We start from the raw sequence: 22793 nt of genomic DNA, 5'->3' as shown, positions 1-22793 counted from the left end.
GTGTTCGCGCCAGCGCTCATCCCCTCGGGACGCGCTCGACACCCATACCCAACCGTTCCGGTAGATGCATGCGGGCGAAGATCTGCGCGACATCTGGTGTGGCGCGGGTGAATCGGCTGACCACGATCATCGTCGTGAACGCCAGTGGGACACTGACGGCGGCGGGGTAGCCCACCATCACCGCGGGCCAGCCGCCGAGCACATCGTCGTCGACGCCACCGGCGATGGCCACCGCAACCGCGCTGCCGCACACGCCGCCGCCGATGATCAAACCGCACGCGGCGCCCGCGGCGGTGAGACCCCGCCACCAGATGCCAAGGACCAGAAGCGGACACAATGTCGACGCCGCGACCGCGAAGGCCAGTCCGACACTGCGGGACAGTTCCAGGCCCGACACCACCAGTGACAGCGGAATCGGGATGAGCCCGCCGATCACCGCGGCGACCCGGAAATCGCGCACACGCCCGCGCAGCACATCGGTGGCCAACGCCCCGGCGATGCTGACCAGCAGCCCCGACGAGGTGGCCAGGAACGCGGCGATCGCGCCGGCGGCCACCAGCGCCCCCAGGAGTTGTCCCGCCACGCCGCCGATGGTCGATCCCGGGGCCAGAAGCACCGCGGCGTCGGCGGTTCCGGTGATGAGCAACTGCGGTACGTACAGCCGGGAGAACACGCCGAGGAGTACGGGGAACAGATAGAACACCGAGACCATGGCGATGACGGCAAGCGCGGTGCGCCGGGCCGCGCGGCCGTCAGGATTGGTGTAGAAGCGGACCAACACATGCGGCAGGCCCATGGTGCCGAGGAAGGTCGCCACGATGATGGACAGCACCTGATAGAGCGGATGGCCGCCACCCAGCCCGCCGCCGGAGGTGATCCATTCGCCGCCGGTGCTCGGGGTGCCGGCCACCACCGGGGTGGCCGCGCCGGCGGCCAGGGTCAGTGTGCTGCCCGCGCCCAGGGTGTGGTCGCCGGGCACGCCGAGGGTGGCGGCCTCGACGTGCCGGCCGTCCAGGGTTCCGGTGATGGTGATGCCGGCGGGATCGACCACCTGCACCACCACGTCGGTATCGATCGCGACGGTGGTCTGCTGCTGCACGCTCGGCGGCAACGGTCCGCCCAATTCGGCACGGTCGCTGAGGAACAACCCGAGCAGCGCCAGTGCGGGAATCGCGATGGCGGTCAGTTTCAACCAATACTGGAAGGCCTGCACAAAGGTGATCGACCGCATCCCGCCGCCCACCACATTGCTGATCACGATCGCGCCGACAAGCAGAGGCCCGGTCCATACCGGCATTCCCAGAAGGGTTTTCAGTGTCAACCCGGCCCCCTGGTATTGCGGAGCCAGGTAGAACACGCAGATCACCACCACGACGAGCATCGCCACCTTACGCAGCCGTGCCGAGCCGAGCCGGAATTCGGCGAAGTCGGGAACGGTGTAGGCGCCCGACCGGCGCAGGGGAGCGGCGACGAACAGCAGCAGCCCCAGGTAGCCCGCGGTGAACCCCACCGGGTACCACAGTGCGTCGGCGCCGTACTTGGCGATGAGGCCCGCCACACCGAGAAACGATGCCGCCGAAAGGTATTCACCCGAGATCGCGGCCGCGTTCCAGCGTGGACCGACACTGCGAGACGCGACCAGGAAGTCGGACGTGGTACGCGACAACCGGACCCCGTAGGCGCCGATGGCGACGGTGGCCACCGCCGCGGCCAGGAGGGCGACCGCCGTGAGTGGGGCGCCGGTCATGGTTCGCTGTCGACGACCCGCACGAAATCGCGCTCGGCCTGTTCGGCGAGGCGGACGTACAGCCGGCCTATCCCGTAGAGCAGCGGGTAGCACAGCACGGCGAGGACCAACCAGTTCAGCCGCATGCCGAGCACCGTCAGCGCGCTCAGATGCGGTGCCAGTATCACGGTCGCGACCACCCCGGCGATGACGACCAGCGTCAGCCGCAGCGCCAGGCCCAGTTGGGCGCGCATCAGACCACGTACCAGTGCGTCGCCGACCTGGGTCTGCTCCTGCACCTCCACCCGGGTGCGCACCATCCGGGCGCCGCGCCGGTGCGCCAGGACGACCCGTTGCCGCCCCGCGGCGGGCCGCGGCGTGGACCCCTGCGGTGGCTCACTCATCGGCGGGTTTCAGATTGCGCATCGGATCCCGGACCAACCGGTCCCGCAGTTCGCGGGCCTGGCGTCGGCTCACCGGTAGCTCGACGGCGGGTGAGGTGCCGTTGGCGCGCAGCCGCACCAGCACCGCGCCGTCGTGCGTGCGCAGCCCGGTGACCAGACGCAGGGACACCAGATAGGACCGGTGGATACGCTGGAAGCCGTGGTCGGCCCAGCGAGTTTCCAACACGCTCAACGGGATTCGGACCAGGTGGGCTCCGGTGGCCGAGTGCAGGCGGGCGTAGTCGCCCTCGGCCTCCACCCAGCCGATGCTGTCCCGGGGCACCAGTTGGGTGATGCCACCGAGTTCGGCCGGCACCACGTCGGAGTCCTGGTCTCCGTCTCCGAGTGCGGCACCGGTCTGGATGGTGGCGGCCCGGCGCACCGCCTCGTCGAGCCGGTCCTGCCGGATCGGTTTGAGCAGATAATCGGTGGCGCCGACATCGAAGGCCGCCACCGCCTTGTCGTCATGGGCGGTCACGAACACCACGGCGGGCCGGTGCGCGAAGTTGGTGAGGACGCCGGCGAGTTCGATTCCGGACAGGCCCGGCATGTTGATGTCGAGGAACACCGCATCGATGGTGTGCCGGTTGAGTTCCCGCAACGCCGAGGTGGCGTCACCGGCGGTGAACACCTCGGCGACACCGGGATGGCGGCCCAGCAGATACGCGAGTTCGTCGAGTGCGGGTGCCTCGTCGTCGACGGCGAGCACCGTCAGCTTGGAACTCACGTGTACGCACCTCCGCTGGCCCGCACCCCGGAACGGAACTTCGGCACCCGCATGATGACCTTGGTGCCCGCTCCGAGAGCCGTCTCGACCACCAGACCGTAATCGTTGCCGAACGCCGCCCGCAGCCGATGGTCCACATTCGTCAGGCCCACGTGCGCGGACTCGTCGGCGCCGGCGCGCAGCATCTCGGGGTCCATTCCGGCGCCGTCGTCCTCGACGGTGATGACGCAATCGGTGCCGGCGTCACGGGCGATGATCTCCACCGATCCGCCGCCCTGGGCGGCCAAGCCGTGTCGGACGGCGTTCTCCACCAACGGTTGCAGCGCCAGGAACGGCACGACGACGTTGAGCACCTCGGGGGCCACCTGCAGTCGCACCGTGAGCGCCGCGCCGAAGCGGGCGCGCTCCAGGGTCAGATAGCGGTCGATGTTGCGCAGCTCCTCGGCGAGCGTGGTGTACTGCCCGGCCGCCCGGAACGAATAGCGGGTGAAATCGGCGAATTCCAGAATCAATTCGCGGGCGCGGTCGGGGTCGGTGCGCACGAAGGACGCGACGGTGTTGAGGGCGTTGTAGATGAAGTGCGGGCTGATCTGGGCGCGCAGTGCCAGCACCTCGGCCCGGTCCAGCCGGGCCCGTGAGGCGTCGAGCTCGGCCAGTTCGAGCTGGCTGGCCGCGTAGCGGGCCACCTCGCCGATGGCGCCCAGCATGCCCGGCCCGGGATTGCCGGTCGCCACCGACACCAGCGCGCCGAGCACGTCACCGCCCTCGGCGAGCAGGGGCTGGGCTACCACGGCGGTGGTCCCGTTGGTGGTCAGCACCCGGCGTGCCGCGGATACGGAGTCGCGGGCGGTCGACGCGCAGGCCTCGACGATCTCCGGTGTCCAGATCGCGTCGTCGGCGGAGTCGCGGGCCAGCAGATCACCGTCACCGTCGAAGAGGGCGACGCCTTCGGTGCCGGTCAGTCCGCGCAGGAACGGCGCCGCGGTCTGCGCGGATTCGGTGTCCAGGCCACGGCGCAGGGCGCGCGCCGCGAGCGATGCGGTGTGCAGCGCGGTGTGTACGGCTCGTTCGGTGGGGGTGGCGACGACGCGCCGGGTGCGCACGATCAGCACTGCGGCCACCGCCGCCAACGCCACGGCGACGGCCAGCGCGAGAGCAACTTGGCCGGACATCTTGCGGCCACCCTAAACCGGTCCGGCTACTGAACCGGGCAGGCGTACTTCCTGGCCACGTCCATGACCCGCTCCTGCGCCCCGGGGCCGATGACGCCCTGGGCGGCCAACTCCAAACCGATGTAGCCAGGTATCCCGCCGATGCATGCCTGGTGCGCGACCCGCCATGCGGTGTCGGGATTCAGGTTGTAGCCGTTGCGTTGCAGGCCTTGCATGTAGTCGTCGAACGCCGGGGTGCCCTGGTCGGGGATCGCGCCGGCGGGAGCGGCCAGGGCGATCGTCGCGGCTAGACCGGCAAGACCGGCAAAAAGAGGTGCAACCACACGTTTCATGTCCGTCTCCCCACGGGCGTACCACCGGTTTGTCGTCTACACGTTCGCACACAGGACGGACACAGACTTCGGGAATGCCCACCGGGCTCGCTTTAAACTGGCCAGATGCCCACCTTGCAGTTGGTCCAAGACCCCGAGGCCGACGCTCTGCTCGAGTCCAATCCGTTCGCACTGCTTGTCGGGATGCTTCTCGATCAGCAGATCCCCATGGAGACGGCGTTCGCCGGGCCGAAGAAGATCGCGGACCGGATCGGTGGCGTCGATGCGCGCCAGATCGCCGAGTACAACCCGGACGAGTTCGTCGCGCTGTGCTCGCAAACCCCGGCCATCCACCGCTTTCCGGGATCGATGTCGAAGCGGGTGCAGACCCTGGCACAGGCGATCGTCGACGACTACGACGGTGACGTGACTGCGCTGTGGACCGCCGGTGACCCCGACGGTGCCGAGGTGCTGCGCCGGCTCAAGCGGCTGCCCGGCTTCGGTGAGCAGAAAGCCAAGATCTTCCTGGCTCTGCTGGGCAAGCAGTACGGCGTGACACCGGCCGGCTGGCGGGCCGCGGCAGGGGATTACGGCAAGGCGGGCACACACATGTCGGTGGCCGACGTGATGGATCCCGGGTCACTGCAGGAAGTCCGGGCCTACAAGAAGAAGATGAAAGCGGCGGCCAAGGCCGCGAAGCAGGCCTGACACGCACTCGATGGCGCTCTCATACGTATGAGATGGTGATCACATGGCGAAGACGCATCTGAATTGCCCCTGCGGCGAAGCGATTACCGGCACCGACGAGAACGATCTGGTGGAAAAGGCTCAGGAACATCTGGCGCAGGCTCATCCCGGTCGTGAGTACGACCGGGACATGATCCTGTTCATGGCGTACTGAGCGGGACGCTTACCCGACGACGGTGCACCCAGATCGCTTATCGGGCCGGATTTGCGATTTGAATGCACCGTCGCGGTTCGGGTGAGCTACGGGCTTAGGGCACCACCGTCGAGCCGATGGTGGGCATGAACTGGCACTGCTTCTCTGTCGTGGTCACCTGACCGAAGATCGTCGACATGATGCTGCCCGACCCGGTGTCGGCGACGACGGTCAGTGTGGTGGGCCCCTCGGGGTTCATATCCGGGCGGGGCTTGAGCGTTGCGGTGCCGGACTTCCCGGTGGACAGATTGACCCACGTGACGTTCAGCGGCAGTTTCTGCTCGGCTGCGGGACCGGGAGTGCCGACCGCGGTGAAGACGTACGCGGTCTGACCCGGGCCGGGCCCGGGCGTCGGGATCGCCGCCGGACCGGCCACCGAGATCGCGGTGGCGAGCACGTTGCCGCCGTTGGCGAGGCATCCGTTGCTGATCGACGGGTACATGAAGTCCTGCTTGGTGGCGGCGTCCGGGCTCAGCAGACCCGTCGGCGCCGGTGCGGGTGCCGCCGCGGGGCCAGGGGCCGGTGCCGGCACGGCGTCCGGTGCTGGTGCCGCGGCGGCCAGCGGGGCGGCATCGGGAGCCGGTGCGGGTGCGGGCAGCGCGGCGGCCTCGGGTGCGGGTCCGACGGCATGCGCCGGGTCTACCCCCGCGGGCAGGTGAGCTTCCGGTCCGGCGCCCGCCGCGGGCACGTGTGCCTGCGGGTCGGAGGCGAACTGGTTGACCGCGGTGGCCATGTTCTTCGAATCGTCAGGTGCCGCCGCGTTTCCTGCGAACGCGGCGGCCGCGGCCATGAGCATCGATGCGGCACCCTGCGGATCGGCGGCAGCTTGCTGGATCGCCGGTCCGAGCGTCTCCATCGCAGGCAACCCGGGCGCCTGCAGATTGTTGATCGGCAATGGTGCGGGCACCGCGGGATCCGCTGAGGCGACGCCGCTGCCCAGCACCACCAGCGTTGTCGCGGCGGTACTGCTCAGCAGTGTCCGGATCGATGTCATGACTTCCCCCTGGATATGTGTGGTGACGGCTGGTCAGCTCCCGATCACGGCAACGCGGACAATGCCGTCGTCGGCAGCAGCATCGGCATGAGGCCGGCGGCCCCCGGCAGTGCGGAGGCCGCGGCAGGTGCCGCGGCGGCAGCCGGCGCGCCGAGTGCGGCGGGCGCTGCGGTCGCGGCCTTGGGCAGCAGACCGGCCAACGGCGACCCGGCGGGCAGCAGCGAGGCGAGATCACCCGGGAAGGCCAACTGCTTGGGCAGTTCAAGCCCGCCCACCTGCGGCAGATTCACATCAGCCTGGGGCAACAGCACGTTGCCGGTGGGCGCGGGTGCTGCCGCTGCCGCGAGGGGCGCGGCGGCGGTGGCCGCCGAGGCCGGGCTGACGGCCGGCAACTGCGGCAGGGTGAGGTTGGCGCTCGCTGCCGGCGCCGCTGCGGGAGCGGCGGCCGGTGCGGCCGCGGCGGGCACGGCGGATGCCGCACCGCCCCCGGACAACGCCGAGGCCAGACCCTGGATCAGCTGGGGAGCCATCGCGAGCTGGTTGGCGAACGGCAACGCCGGTGCGGCCGGGGCGGCCGGTGCGACCGGGGCCGGTAGCACCGGGTCGGCGCCGGCAACCGGGCTGAGCGCGAGCGCGGTCACCGCACCCGCGCCAGCGATCATGCTGGTAATAAACAGTTTTCTGGTAGCTGGCATGGTTCTCCCCAATTCGTTGGCGGCGGGTCTGAATCCGAAAGTAGCCCGTTACTGGTGTTACTCAAGTGACACGTGTGGCGGTTATTCAACCGTTACGGAGGTGTGTGCCGATGGTGACCGCAATCGCCCATCTGAATCGGGCTGGCTACAGTCGAGCCGTAGACACCACCTCTTCGCGCGCCCCGAGTGCGCCACGCACCCGTCTGGCGCCGGTCTTGTTCGCGCTCAGCATCGCGGCGCGACTGGCGTGGACCTACCTGGTGCCGAACGGCGCGAACTTCGTCGACCTGCACGTCTACGTGGGCGGCGCCGGTGCGCTCGACCACCCCGGCACGCTGTACTCCTACGTCTACGCAGACCAGACACCGGACTTCCCACTGCCGTTCACCTATCCGCCGTTCGCCGCGGTGGTGTTCTATCCGCTGCATCTGCTGCCGTTCGGCCTGGTGGCCTTCTTCTGGCAGGTCGGCATCGTCGCCGCGCTGTACGGCGTGGTGTCGCTGAGCCTGCGGTTGCTGGGCCGCGCGAATGCCCGCACGGCGATGCTGTGGACGGCCGCCGGGATCTGGACGGAGCCGCTGCGCAGCACCTTCGACTACGGGCAGATCAATGTGCTGCTGGTCCTGGCGGTGCTCTACGCGGTGTACAGCTCGCGCTGGTGGGTGTCGGGTCTACTCGTCGGACTGGCCGCCGGGGTGAAGCTGACCCCGGCCGTATCGGGCCTGTACTTCCTGGGCGTGCGACGCTTCGGGGCGGCGGCCTTCTCCGCGGTGGTATTCGCCGCGACGGTCGCGGTGTCGATTGTGGTGGTGGGCGCGCAGGGGCGGTACTACTTCACCGACCTGCTCGGCGATGCCGGCCGGATCGGCCCGATCGGTACCTCGTTCAACCAATCGGTGCGGGGCGCGATCTCCCGGATCCTCGGGCACGACGCCGGGTATGGACCGGTGGTGGTCGCGATCCTGTTGGTGGCCGCGGTCCTGGCGGTGCTGGCCTGGCGGGCGGTGGACGGCGGCACCGACCGGCTCGCCGGGATCGTGATCGTGCAGCTGTTCGGCCTGCTGCTGTCACCGATTTCGTGGACCCACCACTGGGTGTGGCTGATCCCGCTGATGATCTGGCTGCTGCACGGCCCGCTGCGCGAGCGCCGTGGCGCGCGCATCCTGGGTTGGGGCTGGCTGGTCTTGACGCTGATCGGGCTGCCCTGGCTGCTCAGCTTCGCGCAGCCGACCATCTGGGAGATCAGCCGGCCGTGGTACCTGGCCTGGGCGGGCCTGATCTACCCCGTGGCCACCCTGGCCACGCTGACGTGGATGGCCGCTACTGGCCGAGGATCCGGTCGATATCGGCCGCCATCGCCAGATCCTTCTCGGTGATCCCGCCGGCGGAATGCGTTACTAGAGCGAAAGTCACTGTCCGCCAACGAATGTCGATATCAGGATGATGGTCGGCCTGTTCGGCGAATTCGGCCACCCGCCGGACCGCCTCGATTCCGTCGAGAAACGCGCCGAACTTGACCGACCGATGTAGCGCGCCCGACGCCCGTTCCCAGCCGGGCAGGTCGGCCAGCGCGGCATCAACTTGCTCGTTCGTCAACACAGCCATGCCACTGACGGTATACCGTCAGTGGCGATGCATGAGCAGATTGTCGTTGCGGGGGCACTCATTTCGGAGGACGGCCTGCTGGTCGCGCAACGTGCCCGCCCGGCCGAGCTGGCCGGGTTGTGGGAACTGCCCGGCGGTAAGGTCGCGCCGGGCGAGTCCGACGCCGAGGCGCTGTCTCGCGAACTGCGCGAAGAACTCGGGATCCGGGTGAGCGTCGGGGCGCGCATCGGTCCCGATGTCGCGCTGACCAACGGTATGACGCTGCGGGCCTACCGGGTCACCCAGACCGACGGTAGCCCGCAACCACACGACCACCGAGCGCTGCGCTGGGTGCGCGCCACCGATCTCGACGATCTGCCCTGGGTGCCGGCCGACCGGGCCTGGGTGCCGGATCTGCTGGCGGCGCTGCGGAGTACTCGGGCCCGTCCGTGCTGATGCGGTGTCACACGCCTGCGCCGACGAGCGCCGGCGCGGTGACGAAAAGCTCTGCCGTGGCGATCTTTCGGGCTGCACGGTGCAGGGTCACTGCTGTCAACGCGCCGTCTGCGGCTCTGGTGAGGTCGACGTGTAGCACCCCGGCGGCGGTGCCCAGCCGAAGTGAATCGGCCACCGGCATGCGCATACTTTGTGAAACGGTGCTACCGGGGATCGTCGACGCCGCGGCGACGGCGACGGCGGAAGTGAGCCCGATGGCGGGGTGCGGGGCGAGCATGGACACCATGCGCACAGCGATGTCGTACTCGTCCGCGCACACCTCGGTGCCGGCACTCGTGCGGTAGTTCCTCGGTGGGCCCACCACACCGACTTTCGGGATGGCGTGACTGATCGGCTCGCCGACCCTGCTCAATCCCATCAGCAGCGAGGCCTTTTGGCGAAGCGCCACCAACAGATCCATCCGAGCGGCGATGGCGTCGTTGTCCTCGGTGCCGGTCAAGCCGAGGTCGGCCGCGTCGAACAGAGCCGCCGGGGCGCCGGCCACCAGCATCGTTGCGGTGTACCTACCGCCGGCGACCTGGACGTCGTCGACGGCGTGCCCGGTGCGCAGCACGCCCGCCGGATCGGCGTCCAAGCCGGTGAAGGACAGACCCACCGGCACCCCGAGCGCATTGGTGCCGGGTACACGTGCGATCCCTTCACTCGGGATCACCCCGCCGGGGGTGGCGATCTCCGCGGTGAGGACGGCACCGGTGTTCTCGTTGCGCATCCGGATCTCGGTCGTCGTGTCGTGGACGGCGACAAGGCCGGACTGCAAGGCGTAGAGACCGATCGCGGTGGCGCAATTGCCGCAGTTGCTTCCCCATTCGACCCGTCGATCACCGATCGCCACCTGGGCGAAGAGGTAGTCGACGTCGATGCCGGGCAGCTGCGAGCGGCGCACGATGGCCGCCTTCGATGTCGTCGAACTTCCGCCACCGACCCCGTCGAGTTGGCGGGGATCGCCGGATCCGAAGGCCGAGGTGAGCAGTGTGTCGAGGCCGCCGGCGTCGGTCAGCAGGGGGTCGACATCCACGGCGTTGAACAGCCAGCACTTGCTGGTTCCGCCCCGCATCCAGGTGCCACGAAGAGTGAGCATGTCTGATCAGGCCTTTCCACACGAGAAGTGAGGTGTGCTTCCACTGTGAGCGCTCCGGGCATGTAGCACAATCACGTATTGCCGGATAGGGATTAACTTTTGCTAAAGCCGGCTTGCTGACCGCGTTGCCGCGAATGCGTGCTCAGAACAACGAGGGTCCGGCGACCAGGACGAGCCAGCACAGAGCCGGAGCCAGGGCGACGACGATGCCGGCGTTGAGCAACAGCTGGCGGTAGAACCTCGGTCGGGCAATCCCCTGTGCGTTGGCCAGTACCAGGGCGCCGTTCGTGGAGAACGGTGAGACGTCGACGACGGTGGCCGAAATCGCCAGTGCGGCAACGACACCGACGACCGGTAGTGCTCCGGTGTGCAGCAGGGGAAGGGCCATCGGGATGATGGCGGTGAGCAGCGCGGTGGAGGAGGCGAACGCCGAGGTGACGCCGATGACGTAGCAGAGGACGGCGGCAACCAGCAGGGGCGCACCGATGGTCATGGACATCTCGGCGAGGTGGTCGATGGTGCCGATCTCCTGCAGTACCGAAATGTAGGTGATCATGCCGGCGACCAGCAGCACGGTGGACCAGCTGATGCCGGCAATCGCCTCGTTCTGCTTGGACAGGTCGGTGAAGGCCAGAACTGCCCCTGCTGCGATCGAGATGAAGCTGATCGGCAGGTGGAATACCAGCACCAGCACCAGCACCACGCCGATGAGAGCCAGCGTGAGCTTCTGTACGCGGGTCACCGGAGTGGGCATCGCGTCCAGGAGGACGCCGGTGCGCGCCGGGCGGGTGAGCAGTCCGGTGCCGGTGCTTCCCGAGCCTCCGACGATCGCAGTGTCGCGCGGGTCGTGGCCGGTGGCCACACCTGCGGATCCGAGGTCGTCGTGATCGAATCCTTCCGGGGTGCCGGTGGCGCTGAACTCCAGGTGGCGGACCCGGGCCAACGCGGCATATCCGACGACGGTCAGGACCGACAGCAGCAGGTTGATGCCGTAGCTGGCGAAGAAAAGGGTCCAGGGGTTGATGCTCAGGCCGCTCTTCTCGACGATGTCGCGCACCAGTACGCCGGAGACCGAGATGGGGGAGAACGCCCCGGCGTGGGCTCCGTTGATCGTCATGATGCCCATCACCAGCGGGCTCATCTTGGTTCGTGCGGCGAACGACATGGCGGCCGGCGAGATCAACGCCACTGCCGCCGGGCTGAACGTGCCGAGTGCAGTCAAGACCGAGGCGCAGAAGAAGAACACCCACGGCACCACGGTGACGCGACCGCGCACCCCGCGGATGCAGGCGTTGACCAGTAGGTCGATCGTGCCGTTGCGTTTGGCCATGCCGAAGAAGTAGGTGACACCGACGATGGTGAGCACGATCGAACTGGGGAACTCGGCCAGGAGTTCCTTGTCGTCGTAGCCGAGCATGAAGTACCCGACGCCGAAGGCGCCGATGAACCCGAGAATGCCGATGTTGATGGGAAAAAATGTGGCGATGACGAACATCGCCACCAAGGCGATCAGCGGTAGTACTTCAACAGAGGTCATCGTTGGTCTCTCAGTTCCGGAGAAGGTCGCGCTTCGCGCGAACCAGTCACCGTTCCGCGCTTCGGCGGGAGCTGCGACGGTTGCGGATCACACCCTTCATTGATCATTACCTAGATCACACTAAGAAGGCGTTGACTTAACGACAATGTCGATTATGTACAGTAGGGTTCAGTTTCTCTTAAGCCACGCTGGAGTGTTGTGCTCGATACCAACCGGATGTTCACGTTGCGTGAGGTCGCCACCCACGGATCCATCACCGCTGCCGCGGAGGCTCTGGGATACACGACGTCCGCCGTCTCACAACAGATTGCCAAGCTCGAAAAGGAAGCGGGGCAACCCCTTCTCGAGCGCCACGCCCGGGGTGTCGCGCTGACCGATGCCGGCCGGTCGGTGGTCCGGCACACGGAGCGCATCTTGGTCGAACTGCATGCCGCGGATGCCGAGCTGGCCGAGATCCGGGGCCTCCGAGCGGGTGTCCTGGCCCTCGGCACCTTTCCCACCGCCGGCTCGTCGCTGCTGCCCCTCGTGGTCAAGGAGTTCAAGACGCGGCACCCCGGGGTTGAACTGAAGGTGTTCAGCGGCCGTTTCGACCGGCTCGTCGATGCGCTACGCCGGCGGGAGACCGAACTGTCCCTGCTCTGGGACTACGAGTGGAACCGGATCAACGACCCGACCCTGACCTACCACCACCTGATGAACGATCCGACCATGCTGCTGGTGTCCGAACATCACCGGCTCGCCGATCGTGATGCGATCAGCATCGGCGAACTCCGTGACGAGTCCTGGGTTGTGCGCGCGGAAGACCATCCCGTCGCGCAGACGTTGGAAAAGCTTTGTCAGCAAGGCGGATTCACGCCCCGCACCAGTGTGTTCGCCCATGATTACGGCGAAGTGCAGGCTATGGTCGCGGTTCAGCTGGGTGTGGCGATCGCCCCCCGGCTGGCGGTACTGAATCCGCGGCCCGACGTGCGTTCGATCCGCCTCGCCACGCGCCCGCCCCAACGCCGGATACTCATCGCGCATCTCGCCGAGCGACGGTTGAGTCCCGCCGCGCACGAGGCCATCGCGGTGAGCGCCGCAGCGGCACGCCAACTCGAGGAGGGCTTCGCCGCCGGCTGACTCGCGGCGCCGGGGTCGAGGACCCGGGCGCTCACACCGCTAGTAACGGAGTCGGTCGCCGACCACTCGCACCTCACCGCCAGGGTGCTGTGCGGCGTATATCGGATGGATGAGCGCCTGATGCCGGCATTGCGGGCAGGACCTCTGCGGCGCGTTTGCCGAGGAGAAGGTCAGATGGTGACATGCCGCACACCGGACGACGAACGCGCCGCCGATCCAGTTGAGCAAACCGAGGTAGATCGCTGCTGTCGTCGCCAGCGCCAGCACCACGATCAGCGCTACGGTGAGTGCCTCGTAAACCGTCATGATCGACACCTCCAACCATCGGTGACGGATACTTCAAAGGTACGCCCGCCGGGGCCGGAAAATGCTGGTCATTACGACTTTCTGGCATGTTTGAAGACTTTCTCCAGCTCCTTGTCAGAAGCACCCGCGTGCGCGGCCTTGTGCACCTTGTGCAACACCAACGGGCACCGCTTGCACCGTGGCTTGCTACGGCAGCACTTCTTCTTGGCCTTGACCGAGGTCAGGTTCTTCACACTTGCCTTCCCACCACCACCGCGGCATCCGCCGTTTTCGTGATCCGGTACTCACACTGCGACAATCGTCGTCGTGGATTCTCGCCCGAACTTTCGCAACGTAGCCATCGTCGCGCACGTCGACCACGGTAAAACCACCCTGGTCGACGCCATGCTGCGGCAGTCGGGTGCGTTGACCCACCGCGGAGACGACTCGACCGAACGCATCATGGACTCCGGTGACCTGGAAAAGGAAAAGGGCATCACCATCCTGGCCAAGAACACCGCGGTGCACCGGCACAACGCGGATGGCACGGTCACGGTCATCAACGTCATCGACACCCCGGGCCACGCCGATTTCGGCGGCGAGGTCGAGCGCGGTCTGTCGATGGTCGACGGTGTGCTGCTGCTCGTCGATGCCTCTGAAGGCCCGCTGCCGCAGACCCGGTTCGTGCTGCGCAAGGCGCTGTCGGCGCATCTGCCGGTGATCCTGGTGGTCAACAAGACCGACCGCCCCGACGCCCGCATCGCCGCGGTGGTCGAGGAGAGCCACGACCTGCTGCTCGACGTCGCCTCCGACCTGGACGAGGAAGCCCAGGCCTCCGCCGAGAAGGCCCTCGACCTCCCGACGCTCTATGCGTCGGGTCGCGCGGGCATCGCCAGCACCACCGAACCCGCCAACGGCGAGGTGCCCGACGGCGACAACCTGGACCCGCTGTTCGACGTGCTGATGGAACACATCCCGGCCCCGGCCGGTGACCCGGAGGCCCCGCTGCAGGCGCTGGTCACCAACCTCGACGCGTCGGCCTTCCTGGGCCGCCTCGCGCTGGTCCGGATCTACAACGGCAAGCTGAAGAAGGGCCAGCAGGTGGCCTGGATGCGCGAGGTCGACGGCGCCCCCGTCATCACCAGCGCCAAGGTCACCGAACTGCTGATCACCGAGGGTGTCGAGCGGACCGCCACCACGGAGGCCGGCGCCGGCGACATCGTGGCCGTCGCGGGTATGCCCGAGATCATGATCGGCGACACCCTGGCCGATCCGGACCACGCACACGCCCTGCCGCGGATCACCGTCGACGAGCCCGCCATCTCGGTGACCATCGGCACCAACAGTTCACCGCTGGCCGGCAAGGTCTCCGGACACAAGCTGACCGCCCGGATGGTGAAGAGCCGGCTGGACTCCGAGCTCATCGGCAACGTCTCGATCCGCGTCGTCGACATCGGCCGCCCGGACGCCTGGGAGGTTCAGGGCCGCGGTGAGCTGGCGCTGGCCATCCTGGTCGAGCAGATGCGCCGGGAAGGTTTCGAGCTGACCGTCGGCAAGCCGCAGGTGGTCACCAAGACCGTCGACGGCAAGGTGCACGAGCCGTTCGAGGCGCTCACCATCGACTGTCCCGACGAGTTCCTCGGCGCCATCACCCAGCTGATGGCCGCCCGCAAGGGCCGGATGGAGCAGATGACCAACCACGCCGCGGGATGGGTCCGGATGGACTTCATCGTGCCCAGCCGTGGTCTGATCGGCTTCCGCACCGACTTCCTGACGCTCACCCGCGGCACCGGCATCGCCAATGCGGTGTTCGATGGCTACCGGCCGTGGGCGGGCGAGATCCGGGCCCGGCACACGGGGTCGTTGGTCAGCGACCGCACCGGCTCGGTCACCCCCTTCGCGATGATCCAGCTCGCCGACCGCGGCACCTTCTTCGTCGAACCGGGCGAGGACACCTACGAGGGCCAGGTCGTCGGTATCAATCCGCGCGCCGAGGATCTCGATATCAACATCACCCGCGAGAAGAAGCTCACCAACATGCGCTCTTCGACGGCCGATGTGATGGAGACGCTGGCCCGGCCCATGGATCTCACCCTGGAGCAGGCCATGGAGTTCTGCGCCGAGGACGAGTGCGTCGAGGTGACCCCCGAGGTCGTGCGGGTGCGCAAGGTCGAGCTGACCGCCAGCCTGCGGGCCCGCGCCAAGTCACGCGCGAAGCAGCAGGGCTGACGGCCCACTCGCGCTACTCGCCGGCGTCCACTGACGACGCGGACGACGCTGTGGCACCGGCTTTGGCATCGCTGCCATCGCCGGCTGCGGACGTGGTGGCACCCGGCGTGGTAGCCGTGGTCGTGACCGCGGCCGGGGTTTCTTTCTGAGCGCTGTCGGCTGCTTTCTCGGATGCCTTGGTGTCGGAAGCCTTTTCGCCGGCCTTCTCACCCGGGGTCACCTTGTTGCCGTCGCTGAGGTCGGTGGCACCGTTGGCTTTGGCGTCGGGCTTGGCGTTGGCGTCGGGTTTGGTGGTGTCGGCTGCGGCGGTTTTCAGCGCGGTGGCGCCGGAGGTGACGGTGGCGGTGGCCGGTGGTGCCATGGCGTCGGCGATCGTCTTACGTGCGCTGAGGATGCCGGCGATGACGCCGTTGATCAGGCCCACGGTGCCGGTGTTCGGGTCGCCGTTGAGCGCGCCGCCGAGGACGGTGGCGGGTGCGGTGAGCACGGTCGTCAGCACCGCTCCCAGGTTGCCGGTGGTGACACCGTCGTAAAGCCCTTGTGCCACAGTGCCGATCGAGTTCACCACGGCCGTGACCATGCTGAGGACCGGGAGCCCGACGCCGATCAGGACCGCCGACGGTAGCGCTTCGACCACCCGGGCGAAGGTCTTCACCATGTTGACCGGGATTTCCAGGGTGTTGAGCAGTGGGAAGGCGACGCCGATCAACGGGTTGATCACCAGCCCGCTCCACAAGGTGTTGATTGCATCGTCGATCTGACCGGCGCGCAGCTGTGTCCCGGCCGTGTCGAGTGTGGGCCGAATCTGGGACACCGCGTACTTGACGCCGTTGATCAGATTGGGCGGTACCTGGGCCAGGATGTCGAAGTTGGCCTTGGTGTTGCGGACGAACTGGTCGAAGATGGGCAGACCGTCGTTCCAGGCCTGGGATCCGACGGTCCGCACATCGGTCCAGGTGTCCTGAAGTAGTTGCGTGTACGCACCGGTCACCGGGTTCGCGGCCAGGGCCACGGCCGGCATGTGGACTTCCGGAGGCGGAGCAGTTATCGGGGTGATGGCGATGGCGCCGGCGCTCACCAACGCGAGGCCGGTTGTCACATAGGGGCGCAATGCGAGTTGCAACGTACTCTCCCTCGACTCGATTGTGATGTCGGTCACTCCGACCGGGCTGACCGTAGTCCCGGTGGCGACAGGGGTGAGCAATTTGGTAAAACACGTTTCAATTTAAATATGTCGGTCCCTGCTACTTGTTTGCCCGCATTTCCTGGAATGGAATTTCAGCGAGCGAAGAAGAATACAGAGAAACTTGTCCGTATCATCTATGGATTTGCATATATGCAGTTAGATGACGTAAAAAGCCCCATATAGGGGCCGGCTGTGATGTTGCTGTGCCGTATTGTTGCCGAACGGGTAGCTAATATCTGGGCGGCTTATGCCCAATTCTATGAATACTACGACCTCTAGTAGAAAAATTACCTGCTCGGCGTCTTGGGCACACGTTGGCGGTGTCGTGGGCGGTTGTCGATACCCTGTTGGGCGTGCCGACCAACCCACGACGTTTTCGCGCTGTCGCCGGCGCCCTGGTCGGAACGTCGTTGGTGCTGGCCGGCTGCACGGTGAGCCCGCCGCCGGCACCGCAAAGCACCGAGACCAGTCAGTCGACACCACCGCCGCCGGCCAAGGCGATGCAGATCATCATGGCCATCGACTCGATCGGCGCGGGCTTCAACCCGCATCTGCTCTCGGATCAGTCGCCGGTGAACGCGGCCATCTCGGCTCTGGTGCTGCCGAGTTCTTTCCGGCCGATCCCGGATCCTGCCGCTCCGACCGGTTCGCGCTGGGAGCTCGACACCAGCCTGCTGGTGTCGGCCGAGGTGACCAGCGAGGAACCCTTCACCGTCACGTACCGGATCAAACCGGAGGCGTCCTGGACCGATAACGCGCCCATCGCCGCCGACGACTACTGGTATCTGTGGCGTCAGATGGTCAGTCAGCCCGGCGTGGTCGACCCGGCCGGCTACGACCTGATCACCGGGGTGCAGTCGGTGGAGGGCGGCAAGACCGCCGTCGTCACCTTCTCCCAGCCGTACCCGGCCTGGCGGGAGTTGTTCAACGATCTGCTGCCCGCCCACATCGTCAAGGACGTGCCGGGCGGATTCGGGGCCGGGTTGGTGCGCACCATGCCGGTCACCGGCGGCCAGTTCCGGGTGGACAGCATCGATCCGCAACGCGACGAGATCCTGCTGGCCCGCAACGACCGCTACTGGGGCCCGCCCGCGGCGCCCGACCAGATCCTGTTCCGGCGCGGGGGAGCGGCTGCGGCTCTTGCCGATTCGATCCGTAACGGCGACACCCAGGTGGCGCAGGTGCACGGTGGTCAGGCGGCGTTCGCGCAGCTGTCGGCGATCCCGGACGTGCGGACCGCGCGCATCGTGACGCCCCGGGTGATGCAGTTGACGCTGCGCGCGCAACAGCCCGCACTCGCCGACCCGCACGTACGCAAGGCGATCTTCGGGCTGCTCGACGTCGGTCTGCTGGCTGCCGTGGGCGCCGGATCGGACAACACCGTCACGCTGGCCCAAGCCCAGGTGCGCTCACCGTCGGACCCCGGGTACGTGCCGACCGCGCCGCCGGCGATGCCCCGGGAGGCCGCCCTGCAACTCCTGGCCGACGCCGGGTACCAGGTCGAGCCGGTGACGTCGACACCCCCGTCGACGCCGGGTGTCCCACCGCCGGACGACTCCCGCGGCCAGATCACCAAGGACGGCCAGCCGCTGACCTTCGTGATCGGCGTGGCCGCCAACGACCCCACGTCGGTCGCTGTGGCCAACACCGCCGCCGACCAGTTGCGCAGTGTGGGCATCGCGGCCTCGGTGTCGGCGCTCGACCCGGTTGTCCTGTACGGGGATGCGTTGGCCAACAACAAGGTCGACGCGATTGTCGGATGGCACCAGGCCGGCGGTGACCTCGCCACCGCGCTCGCTTCCCGCTACGGCTGCCCGGCCCTGGAGGCGACGGCCGTGTCGACCGCGACGCCGTCCCCGAGCGTCACGACCACGACGTCCCCGGCGCAGACGACGACCCCCCGCCCCGCCCCGCCCACGCCCACCCCGACACCGACCGCCACCACGCCGGTGCCCAGCGGCACCGGCGAGCTGGTGACGGTGCCAAGTAACCTGACCGGCGTCTGTGACCGCAGCATTCAGCCGCGTATCGAAGCGGCTCTCGCCGGCACCGAGGAAATCGCCAAGGTGATCGACGCCGTCGAGCCGCGACTGTGGAACTTGTCGACTGTGCTGCCGATCCTGCAGGACACCACCATCGTGGCCGCCGGCCCGCGGGTGCGCGGGGTCAGCCTCTCGGGCGCGGTGCCGGTCGGGATCGTCGGCGACGCCGGCAAATGGGTGAAACAGCCCTAACGTTCGGGGTGCACGCGCTGCCAGAGTGCGTGCGCGGTGAACGCGGAGATCGCGAACACCAGGACCAGCCATTCCGGCGGGCGGGCCAGCTCCCAAACGAACAGGGCGGCAAACAGTGGTGCCCGTTGGGTGATCGCCAGTACGCCCGCCGCGCAGGTCAGAGCCGCCGCCGGCACGTTCAGCGCGGCGCCGGCGTATTCGTTGAGGGCAAGCGCGACAAGGGATCCCGCCGCGGCCCCGGTGGCCAGCGCCGGGGTGATCAGGCCACCGACCGCGCCCGCGCGCAGGAACAGCGCCGTGAGGAGCGGCTTGAGCAGCAGGATGACCGCAGCCGCCGACAGGGTCAAGGAACTGTTCACGCTGACGGTGAGAATGCTGCGGCCGTTGCCCGGCAGTTCGGGATACCAGATCGAGCAGATGCCGGTCAGCAGTCCGGCGGCGGCGATACCGGGAATCAGCAGCCACGACGCGGAGGGCACCTTGGGCCGCGCGGTGGCCATCAGCCGTTCGAACGCGATCCCGATCCCGACGGCCACCGGCGCGATGGCCAGGGCCAGCAGGACGAACCGATACGACACGTCGGCCGACGGCCAGGTGAGCGAATGCTCGAAATGGGTGACGGGCGCGGCGACGGCCACCGCCAGGCTGGAGGTGATCAGCGCGGTGCCGACGACGCGGGGGTGCCAGCTGCGCATGAGGATGGTGATGGTGAACAGCGCGCCGCCCAGCGGCACGCTGTAGACCGCCCCGAGGCCGGCGCCGGCGGCCGATGCCAGCACGATCTCGCGGTCACGTTCGGTCAGCGCCCACCGGCGGGTGGCGCAGTCGCCGAAGACGGCGGCCAGCTGCCGTGGCGCACCTTCGCGCCCGAGTGAGGCACCCGATCCGACGATGAGCACCTGCAGGACGGCGTCGATGGCCAGCGGCACCCGGGCCAGCGGGTGGTGCGCGGCGATGGACGCGGTGAGCGAGGGAACCGGCGCGCGGCGGCGGAGCAGCCACCAGCCGAGGCCGGCGAGCGCGCCGCCGATCATCGGGCCGGTCGCCCGACGAATGTGGTCGGCCGCGCCGACACCGGTCAGCAGGGTGCCCAGGTGATAGTGGTAGGTCAGGTGCTCGACCCAGTGCAGCAGCAGGGTGGTGGCCGCACCCGCGGCGCCGGCGAGCACACCGACGGCCACGACCGCGCAACCGAACTCGAGAAGGTGCCGCTCATCGGTGCTTCTCGCATCCGCAGCCGCCACACGGTAAATCTAGGGGAGTGCAAACACCTCGGCTGCTCTTCGTGCATGCCCACCCCGATGACGAGTCCCTGACCACCGGAGCGACCATCGCGCATTACGCGGCACAGGGCGCCACGGTGCGCGTGGTCACCTGCACGCTGGGTGAGGAGGGCGAGGTGATCGGCGATCGTTGGACCCAACTCGCCGTCGACGCGGCTGATCAGCTGGGCGGCTACCGCATCGCCGAACTGACGACGGCACTGGCCGCCCTGGGCGCCGGCGAGCCGATCTTTCTCGGCGGCGCCGGCCGCTGGCGCGATTCCGGGATGCCGGGCACCCCGGCCCGGCACCGCCAGCGATTCGTCGACGCCGATATCGCCGAGCCCGTCGCGGCTTTGGTCGCGATCATCCGGGACCTGCGCCCGCACGTCGTCGTGAGCTACGACCCCAACGGCGGGTACGGGCACCCCGACCACATCCGCGCACACGAAGTCACCACGGCCGCTGTCGCCGCCGCGGGCGGTGACGGCCATCCGGGCGAGCCGTGGGAGGTACCGAAGTTCTACTGGACGGTGATGGCGGAATCGGGAATCGCCGACGGCCTCGCCGATATCGGCGACCCACCTGCGGACTGGATCCAGATCAAGCCGTCGGACATCACGTTCGGTTACCCCGACGAGAAGGTCGACGCCGTGATCGACGCCGCCGCACATCTGCCCGCGAAGGCCGCGGCGCTGCGCGCCCACGCCACCCAGGTCAGCGTCGCCGCGGACGGACGTTCGCTGGCGCTGTCGAACCTGGTCGCGCTCCCGCTGTGGGGGATCGAGCATTACGTGCTGGTCAAAGGGGCGGCTGGCGAGCGCGATGAGCGTGGTGTGGAAACCGATCTGCTGGCCGGACTGAAACTCGGATAGCAGCCGGGCAGCTGTGCTCGGGGCGGTACGCTGCCCCTATGGACCCGGACTTGGATCCCAATCTGCAGCACCAGCAGGACCGCGCCGACAACTTCCAGTGGGTGGTCGGTTCGCTCGTCGCGCTGCTCGACAGCATTCCCACCTGACGGGGTTCGACCTGACGGACGACGAACCCGACGGACCGGCCTGGGTGCCGCCCGTCATGCTCTCTTTGCTGTGCCTCGGCGGTGTGTTGTCCGCAGTGCTCGCAGCCTTTCTGTTGCCCTGGCGCGTCAGCGGTGCACCCTTTCCGGCGAGCGTCTTGGCCAGCGGTGCCTGCAACGCCGCCCTGGTCTGGGCCGCGTTGCAGTGGACCTCTTCGACGCGGGTGGGTGCGCTGCCGCTGTGGTGCTGGCTGGCCACCATCGGATCGCTGACACTGGGTGGCCCGGGTAGCGACATCGTGTTCGCGACGACGGCATCCGGTGCGCTGCTGCTGCTCCTGTTGATCGTCGTCGGCACGCTTCCGTCCGTGCTGGTGTTGCGGCGGTACGCCAGGTCGCGTTAGTCCGCGTCGGCGGTCGCGTGGGTGTCGGCCTTGGGAATCGACGCGTGCTGATCGCGTTTCTTCTTCTTGGACTCGGTCTTTTTTGGCTCGGCCTTCTTCGGGTCCGGCTTGCCGGTGTCGGCCTTCTCGGTGCTCGATTTGGTGGTGCTCGATTTGGTGGTGCTCGACTGGGTGGTGTCCGGTTTGGTCGTGTCCGGTGTGGTGTCGGTGCCGCCGGCTTTGGTTTCGGGCTTGGTGGTATCGGGTGTGGCCTCGGTCGACTCCGGCTTCTGATCGTCGGACTTGACCACATCGGGTTTGGTCGTCGGCGGGGTGACCGGAGTGTCGTTGTCGGCGGCCGGCTCCGGTTCGGTTGACGGCGTCTTGACCGGCTCCGGCGTCGCGGTCTCCTGGTCTGTCACGGGCTCTGTCCCGGCGGCGGGCTTGCCGTCCTCGGCGGCTGTGGTCTTGTCACCGGTGTCACCGGTGCCGATCGTTTCTTCCGCCGCGGTCACCGGTGTTCCGGTGGTGGCCGTGTCGCCGGTTGCCGACGCCAGTGCGGTCCGGGCCGTGGCCGTCTTGGCCGCCGTCGCGGCGAAGGGCAGAGGTGGCAGCGGGGGCAGCCAGCTCAGCGCCCAGTTGATCTCTGCCTGGATGAAGCCCTTGCCTGCGTTGATGCTGTCGTTGATGACGTTGCCGACGGCCTGGACCAGGTTGACGTACCCGCCGATGACGTACGCGGTGTTGTAGACGGCGCTGGTGATGATCGGCTGGATCAGGTTGTAGTAGACGATGCCGATCTGCGGCGCGAAGATATTTGCGATCGGGATCCAGCCGACGGCGTATTGGGCGAGGTCCACGCCGTAGTCGACCCAGCCGATGAGCCAGTCGTAGCCGTTGATGATGGCGCTGCTCAGCCCGGGTAGACCCAGCGCAGCGGCAGCCGGCGCCACCGCGGTGGGCGCTGCCGCGGCGGCGAGCGCCGGGGCACCCGCGGACGGCGTGGCGGCGGCCGCCTTCTGCGTGACCTGCGACTTCGGGGCCAGCACGATCACGGGTGCGGGCGCCCACATGGTCCGGGTCTCGGCGGCCAGGCGCACCTGGGCATGCACCGGGGCAGGGGCCGCCGTGGGTGGCGCGACCGAGGACGGGATGGCAATGGTGCCGGCGGCGAGGGCGGTCACGCCCGCCATCAGATACGAACGGACGGACACACCCATCGTGGCTCCTGTTCTTGCGGTCGCCTATGCGGGTGAATTTACGCCAGAGTCAACGCAGGTTTATCGCATTGGGGCGACGCGTCGCAGCCGATCGCTGGGACTATGGTGGCCCCTATGCCAGGGGCAGTGGTTTC

At 68.0% G+C, this 22793-nt stretch carries 23 protein-coding genes; 9 read left to right on the top strand and 14 right to left on the bottom strand.

Going from position 1 to position 22793, the window contains the following annotated elements; all coding sequences use genetic code 11:
- Positions 1-16: 16 nt before the first annotated feature.
- Genes H7J86_RS27505 through H7J86_RS27485 form a run of 5 tightly spaced genes read right to left on the bottom strand, consistent with a single transcriptional unit; the run spans position 17 to position 4400 of the window.
- Positions 17-1747 carry a sodium/solute symporter gene (locus tag H7J86_RS27505; protein ID WP_267294842.1) on the bottom strand — a complete coding sequence of 577 codons (1731 nt, stop codon included), beginning with the start codon at positions 1745-1747 and terminating at the stop codon, positions 17-19.
- The gene (locus H7J86_RS27500; RefSeq protein ID WP_090363487.1) at positions 1744-2130 is read right to left on the bottom strand and encodes a hypothetical protein; all 387 of its coding nucleotides are present in this window, start codon (positions 2128-2130) and stop codon (positions 1744-1746) included. The genes H7J86_RS27505 and H7J86_RS27500 overlap by 4 nt, the downstream gene beginning before the upstream one ends.
- Positions 2123-2896 carry a LytR/AlgR family response regulator transcription factor gene (locus H7J86_RS27495; RefSeq protein WP_090363489.1) on the bottom strand — a complete coding sequence of 258 codons (774 nt, stop codon included), beginning with the start codon at positions 2894-2896 and terminating at the stop codon, positions 2123-2125. The genes H7J86_RS27500 and H7J86_RS27495 overlap by 8 nt, the downstream gene beginning before the upstream one ends.
- Positions 2893-4068 carry a sensor histidine kinase gene (locus tag H7J86_RS27490; RefSeq protein ID WP_267294841.1) on the bottom strand — a complete coding sequence of 392 codons (1176 nt, stop codon included), beginning with the start codon at positions 4066-4068 and terminating at the stop codon, positions 2893-2895. Before H7J86_RS27490 ends, H7J86_RS27495 begins: the two co-directional genes overlap by 4 nt.
- Before the next feature lie 26 nt (positions 4069-4094).
- Positions 4095-4400 carry a DUF732 domain-containing protein gene (locus tag H7J86_RS27485; RefSeq protein WP_267294840.1) on the bottom strand — a complete coding sequence of 102 codons (306 nt, stop codon included), beginning with the start codon at positions 4398-4400 and terminating at the stop codon, positions 4095-4097.
- 105 nt (positions 4401-4505) lie between these two features.
- Here H7J86_RS27485 and H7J86_RS27480 point away from each other — a divergent pair, with 105 nt between their 5' ends.
- Both H7J86_RS27480 and H7J86_RS27475 read left to right on the top strand, forming a co-directional pair.
- A complete protein-coding gene (locus tag H7J86_RS27480) occupies positions 4506-5087 on the top strand; it encodes an HhH-GPD-type base excision DNA repair protein (protein WP_267294839.1) in 582 nt (193 codons plus the stop codon).
- A 43-nt stretch (positions 5088-5130) separates the two neighbouring features.
- Entirely contained in the window at positions 5131-5280 is a 150-nt protein-coding gene (locus tag H7J86_RS27475) for a DUF1059 domain-containing protein (RefSeq protein ID WP_090363493.1), read from the top strand.
- Between the two features lie 94 nt (positions 5281-5374).
- Here H7J86_RS27475 and H7J86_RS27470 read toward each other — a convergent pair whose 3' ends face one another.
- Together H7J86_RS27470 and H7J86_RS27465 are read right to left on the bottom strand one after the other, a co-directional pair.
- Positions 5375-6313 (bottom strand): Rv1157c family protein, encoded by a 939-nt coding sequence (locus tag H7J86_RS27470; RefSeq protein ID WP_267294838.1) that lies wholly within the window; start codon positions 6311-6313, stop codon positions 5375-5377.
- Positions 6314-6357: 44 nt separating this feature from the next.
- Positions 6358-6975 carry a hypothetical protein gene (locus H7J86_RS27465; protein WP_308204875.1) on the bottom strand — a complete coding sequence of 206 codons (618 nt, stop codon included), beginning with the start codon at positions 6973-6975 and terminating at the stop codon, positions 6358-6360.
- 143 nt (positions 6976-7118) lie between these two features.
- Here H7J86_RS27465 and H7J86_RS27460 point away from each other — a divergent pair, with 143 nt between their 5' ends.
- Complete coding sequence (locus H7J86_RS27460) at positions 7119-8384, top strand: mannosyltransferase (RefSeq protein ID WP_267294837.1); 1266 nt, start codon at positions 7119-7121, stop codon at positions 8382-8384.
- Here the strand turns inward: H7J86_RS27460 and H7J86_RS27455 are convergent.
- Positions 8329-8613: a 4a-hydroxytetrahydrobiopterin dehydratase gene (locus H7J86_RS27455; protein ID WP_090363499.1), complete on the bottom strand. Its 285-nt coding sequence runs from the start codon at positions 8611-8613 to the stop codon at positions 8329-8331. The two genes, H7J86_RS27460 and H7J86_RS27455, sit on opposite strands and share 56 nt — an antisense overlap.
- A 27-nt stretch (positions 8614-8640) precedes the next feature.
- Between H7J86_RS27455 and H7J86_RS27450 the strand changes: the two genes are divergently transcribed.
- A complete protein-coding gene (locus H7J86_RS27450) occupies positions 8641-9048 on the top strand; it encodes a (deoxy)nucleoside triphosphate pyrophosphohydrolase (protein WP_267294836.1) in 408 nt (135 codons plus the stop codon).
- A gap of 7 nt (positions 9049-9055) precedes the next feature.
- On the opposite strand, the gene H7J86_RS27445 is transcribed toward H7J86_RS27450, so the two are convergent.
- On the bottom strand, positions 9056-10186 hold the full coding sequence (locus H7J86_RS27445) for a PrpF domain-containing protein (protein ID WP_276065820.1): 1131 nt from the start codon (positions 10184-10186) through the stop codon (positions 9056-9058).
- 142 nt (positions 10187-10328) lie between these two features.
- Entirely contained in the window at positions 10329-11723 is a 1395-nt protein-coding gene (locus tag H7J86_RS27440; RefSeq protein WP_267294835.1) for an SLC13 family permease, read from the bottom strand.
- A gap of 198 nt (positions 11724-11921) precedes the next feature.
- On the opposite strand from H7J86_RS27440, the gene H7J86_RS27435 reads away from it, so the two are divergent.
- On the top strand, positions 11922-12842 hold the full coding sequence (locus tag H7J86_RS27435; RefSeq protein WP_090363504.1) for a LysR family transcriptional regulator: 921 nt from the start codon (positions 11922-11924) through the stop codon (positions 12840-12842).
- A 39-nt stretch (positions 12843-12881) separates the two neighbouring features.
- Here the strand turns inward: H7J86_RS27435 and H7J86_RS27430 are convergent, their stop codons facing one another.
- A complete protein-coding gene (locus H7J86_RS27430) occupies positions 12882-13148 on the bottom strand; it encodes a hypothetical protein (RefSeq protein ID WP_090363638.1) in 267 nt (88 codons plus the stop codon).
- A 306-nt stretch (positions 13149-13454) separates the two neighbouring features.
- Between H7J86_RS27430 and typA the strand changes: the two genes are divergently transcribed.
- Complete coding sequence (gene typA, locus H7J86_RS27425) at positions 13455-15356, top strand: translational GTPase TypA (RefSeq protein WP_090363506.1); 1902 nt, start codon at positions 13455-13457, stop codon at positions 15354-15356.
- Positions 15357-15369: 13 nt separating this feature from the next.
- Here the strand turns inward: typA and H7J86_RS27420 are convergent, their stop codons facing one another.
- On the bottom strand, positions 15370-16479 hold the full coding sequence (locus H7J86_RS27420) for a hypothetical protein (protein WP_267294834.1): 1110 nt from the start codon (positions 16477-16479) through the stop codon (positions 15370-15372).
- A 410-nt stretch (positions 16480-16889) separates the two neighbouring features.
- On the opposite strand from H7J86_RS27420, the gene H7J86_RS27415 reads away from it, so the two are divergent.
- Entirely contained in the window at positions 16890-18776 is a 1887-nt protein-coding gene (locus H7J86_RS27415; protein ID WP_090363639.1) for an ABC transporter family substrate-binding protein, read from the top strand.
- Here H7J86_RS27415 and H7J86_RS27410 read toward each other — a convergent pair.
- Positions 18773-20020: a chloride channel protein gene (locus H7J86_RS27410; protein WP_267294832.1), complete on the bottom strand. Its 1248-nt coding sequence runs from the start codon at positions 20018-20020 to the stop codon at positions 18773-18775. The two genes, H7J86_RS27415 and H7J86_RS27410, sit on opposite strands and share 4 nt — an antisense overlap.
- A gap of 17 nt (positions 20021-20037) precedes the next feature.
- On the opposite strand from H7J86_RS27410, the gene mshB reads away from it, so the two are divergent.
- Positions 20038-20913: an N-acetyl-1-D-myo-inositol-2-amino-2-deoxy-alpha-D-glucopyranoside deacetylase gene (mshB, locus tag H7J86_RS27405; RefSeq protein WP_187096624.1), complete on the top strand. Its 876-nt coding sequence runs from the start codon at positions 20038-20040 to the stop codon at positions 20911-20913.
- Between the two features lie 202 nt (positions 20914-21115).
- Positions 21116-21460 carry a hypothetical protein gene (locus H7J86_RS27400; RefSeq protein ID WP_235683379.1) on the top strand — a complete coding sequence of 115 codons (345 nt, stop codon included), beginning with the start codon at positions 21116-21118 and terminating at the stop codon, positions 21458-21460.
- Here H7J86_RS27400 and H7J86_RS27395 read toward each other — a convergent pair.
- The gene (locus H7J86_RS27395) at positions 21457-22659 is read right to left on the bottom strand and encodes a hypothetical protein (RefSeq protein WP_267294830.1); all 1203 of its coding nucleotides are present in this window, start codon (positions 22657-22659) and stop codon (positions 21457-21459) included. The two genes, H7J86_RS27400 and H7J86_RS27395, sit on opposite strands and share 4 nt — an antisense overlap.
- Positions 22660-22793 lie beyond the last annotated feature (134 nt).

It is taken from the genome of Mycobacterium hackensackense, from assembly GCF_025822555.1.
Taxonomy (GTDB): Bacteria; Actinomycetota; Actinomycetes; order Mycobacteriales; family Mycobacteriaceae; genus Mycobacterium; species Mycobacterium fluoranthenivorans.
Note: the sequence above shows the minus strand (reverse complement) of the source record. Positions and strands in the feature narration are given on the sequence as shown.

Excerpts from the sequence above, each read along its gene's own strand:
- H7J86_RS27505 (WP_267294842.1), bottom strand. The coding sequence starts at position 1,747 with ATGACCGGCGCCCCACTCACGGCGGTCGCCCTCCTGGCCGCGGCGGTG.
- H7J86_RS27500 (WP_090363487.1), bottom strand. The coding sequence starts at position 2,130 with ATGAGTGAGCCACCGCAGGGGTCCACGCCGCGGCCCGCCGCGGGGCGG.
- H7J86_RS27490 (WP_267294841.1), bottom strand. The coding sequence starts at position 4,068 with ATGTCCGGCCAAGTTGCTCTCGCGCTGGCCGTCGCCGTGGCGTTGGCG.
- H7J86_RS27485 (WP_267294840.1), bottom strand. The coding sequence starts at position 4,400 with ATGAAACGTGTGGTTGCACCTCTTTTTGCCGGTCTTGCCGGTCTAGCC.
- H7J86_RS27480 (WP_267294839.1), top strand. The coding sequence starts at position 4,506 with ATGCCCACCTTGCAGTTGGTCCAAGACCCCGAGGCCGACGCTCTGCTC.
- H7J86_RS27475 (WP_090363493.1), top strand. The coding sequence starts at position 5,131 with ATGGCGAAGACGCATCTGAATTGCCCCTGCGGCGAAGCGATTACCGGC.
- H7J86_RS27470 (WP_267294838.1), bottom strand. The coding sequence starts at position 6,313 with ATGACATCGATCCGGACACTGCTGAGCAGTACCGCCGCGACAACGCTG.
- H7J86_RS27465 (WP_308204875.1), bottom strand. The coding sequence starts at position 6,975 with ATGATCGCTGGCGCGGGTGCGGTGACCGCGCTCGCGCTCAGCCCGGTT.
- H7J86_RS27460 (WP_267294837.1), top strand. The coding sequence starts at position 7,119 with ATGGTGACCGCAATCGCCCATCTGAATCGGGCTGGCTACAGTCGAGCC.
- H7J86_RS27455 (WP_090363499.1), bottom strand. The coding sequence starts at position 8,613 with ATGGCTGTGTTGACGAACGAGCAAGTTGATGCCGCGCTGGCCGACCTG.
- H7J86_RS27450 (WP_267294836.1), top strand. The coding sequence starts at position 8,641 with ATGCATGAGCAGATTGTCGTTGCGGGGGCACTCATTTCGGAGGACGGC.
- H7J86_RS27445 (WP_276065820.1), bottom strand. The coding sequence starts at position 10,186 with ATGCTCACTCTTCGTGGCACCTGGATGCGGGGCGGAACCAGCAAGTGC.
- H7J86_RS27440 (WP_267294835.1), bottom strand. The coding sequence starts at position 11,723 with ATGACCTCTGTTGAAGTACTACCGCTGATCGCCTTGGTGGCGATGTTC.
- H7J86_RS27430 (WP_090363638.1), bottom strand. The coding sequence starts at position 13,148 with ATGACGGTTTACGAGGCACTCACCGTAGCGCTGATCGTGGTGCTGGCG.
- H7J86_RS27400 (WP_235683379.1), top strand. The coding sequence starts at position 21,116 with ATGCTCTCTTTGCTGTGCCTCGGCGGTGTGTTGTCCGCAGTGCTCGCA.
- H7J86_RS27395 (WP_267294830.1), bottom strand. The coding sequence starts at position 22,659 with ATGGGTGTGTCCGTCCGTTCGTATCTGATGGCGGGCGTGACCGCCCTC.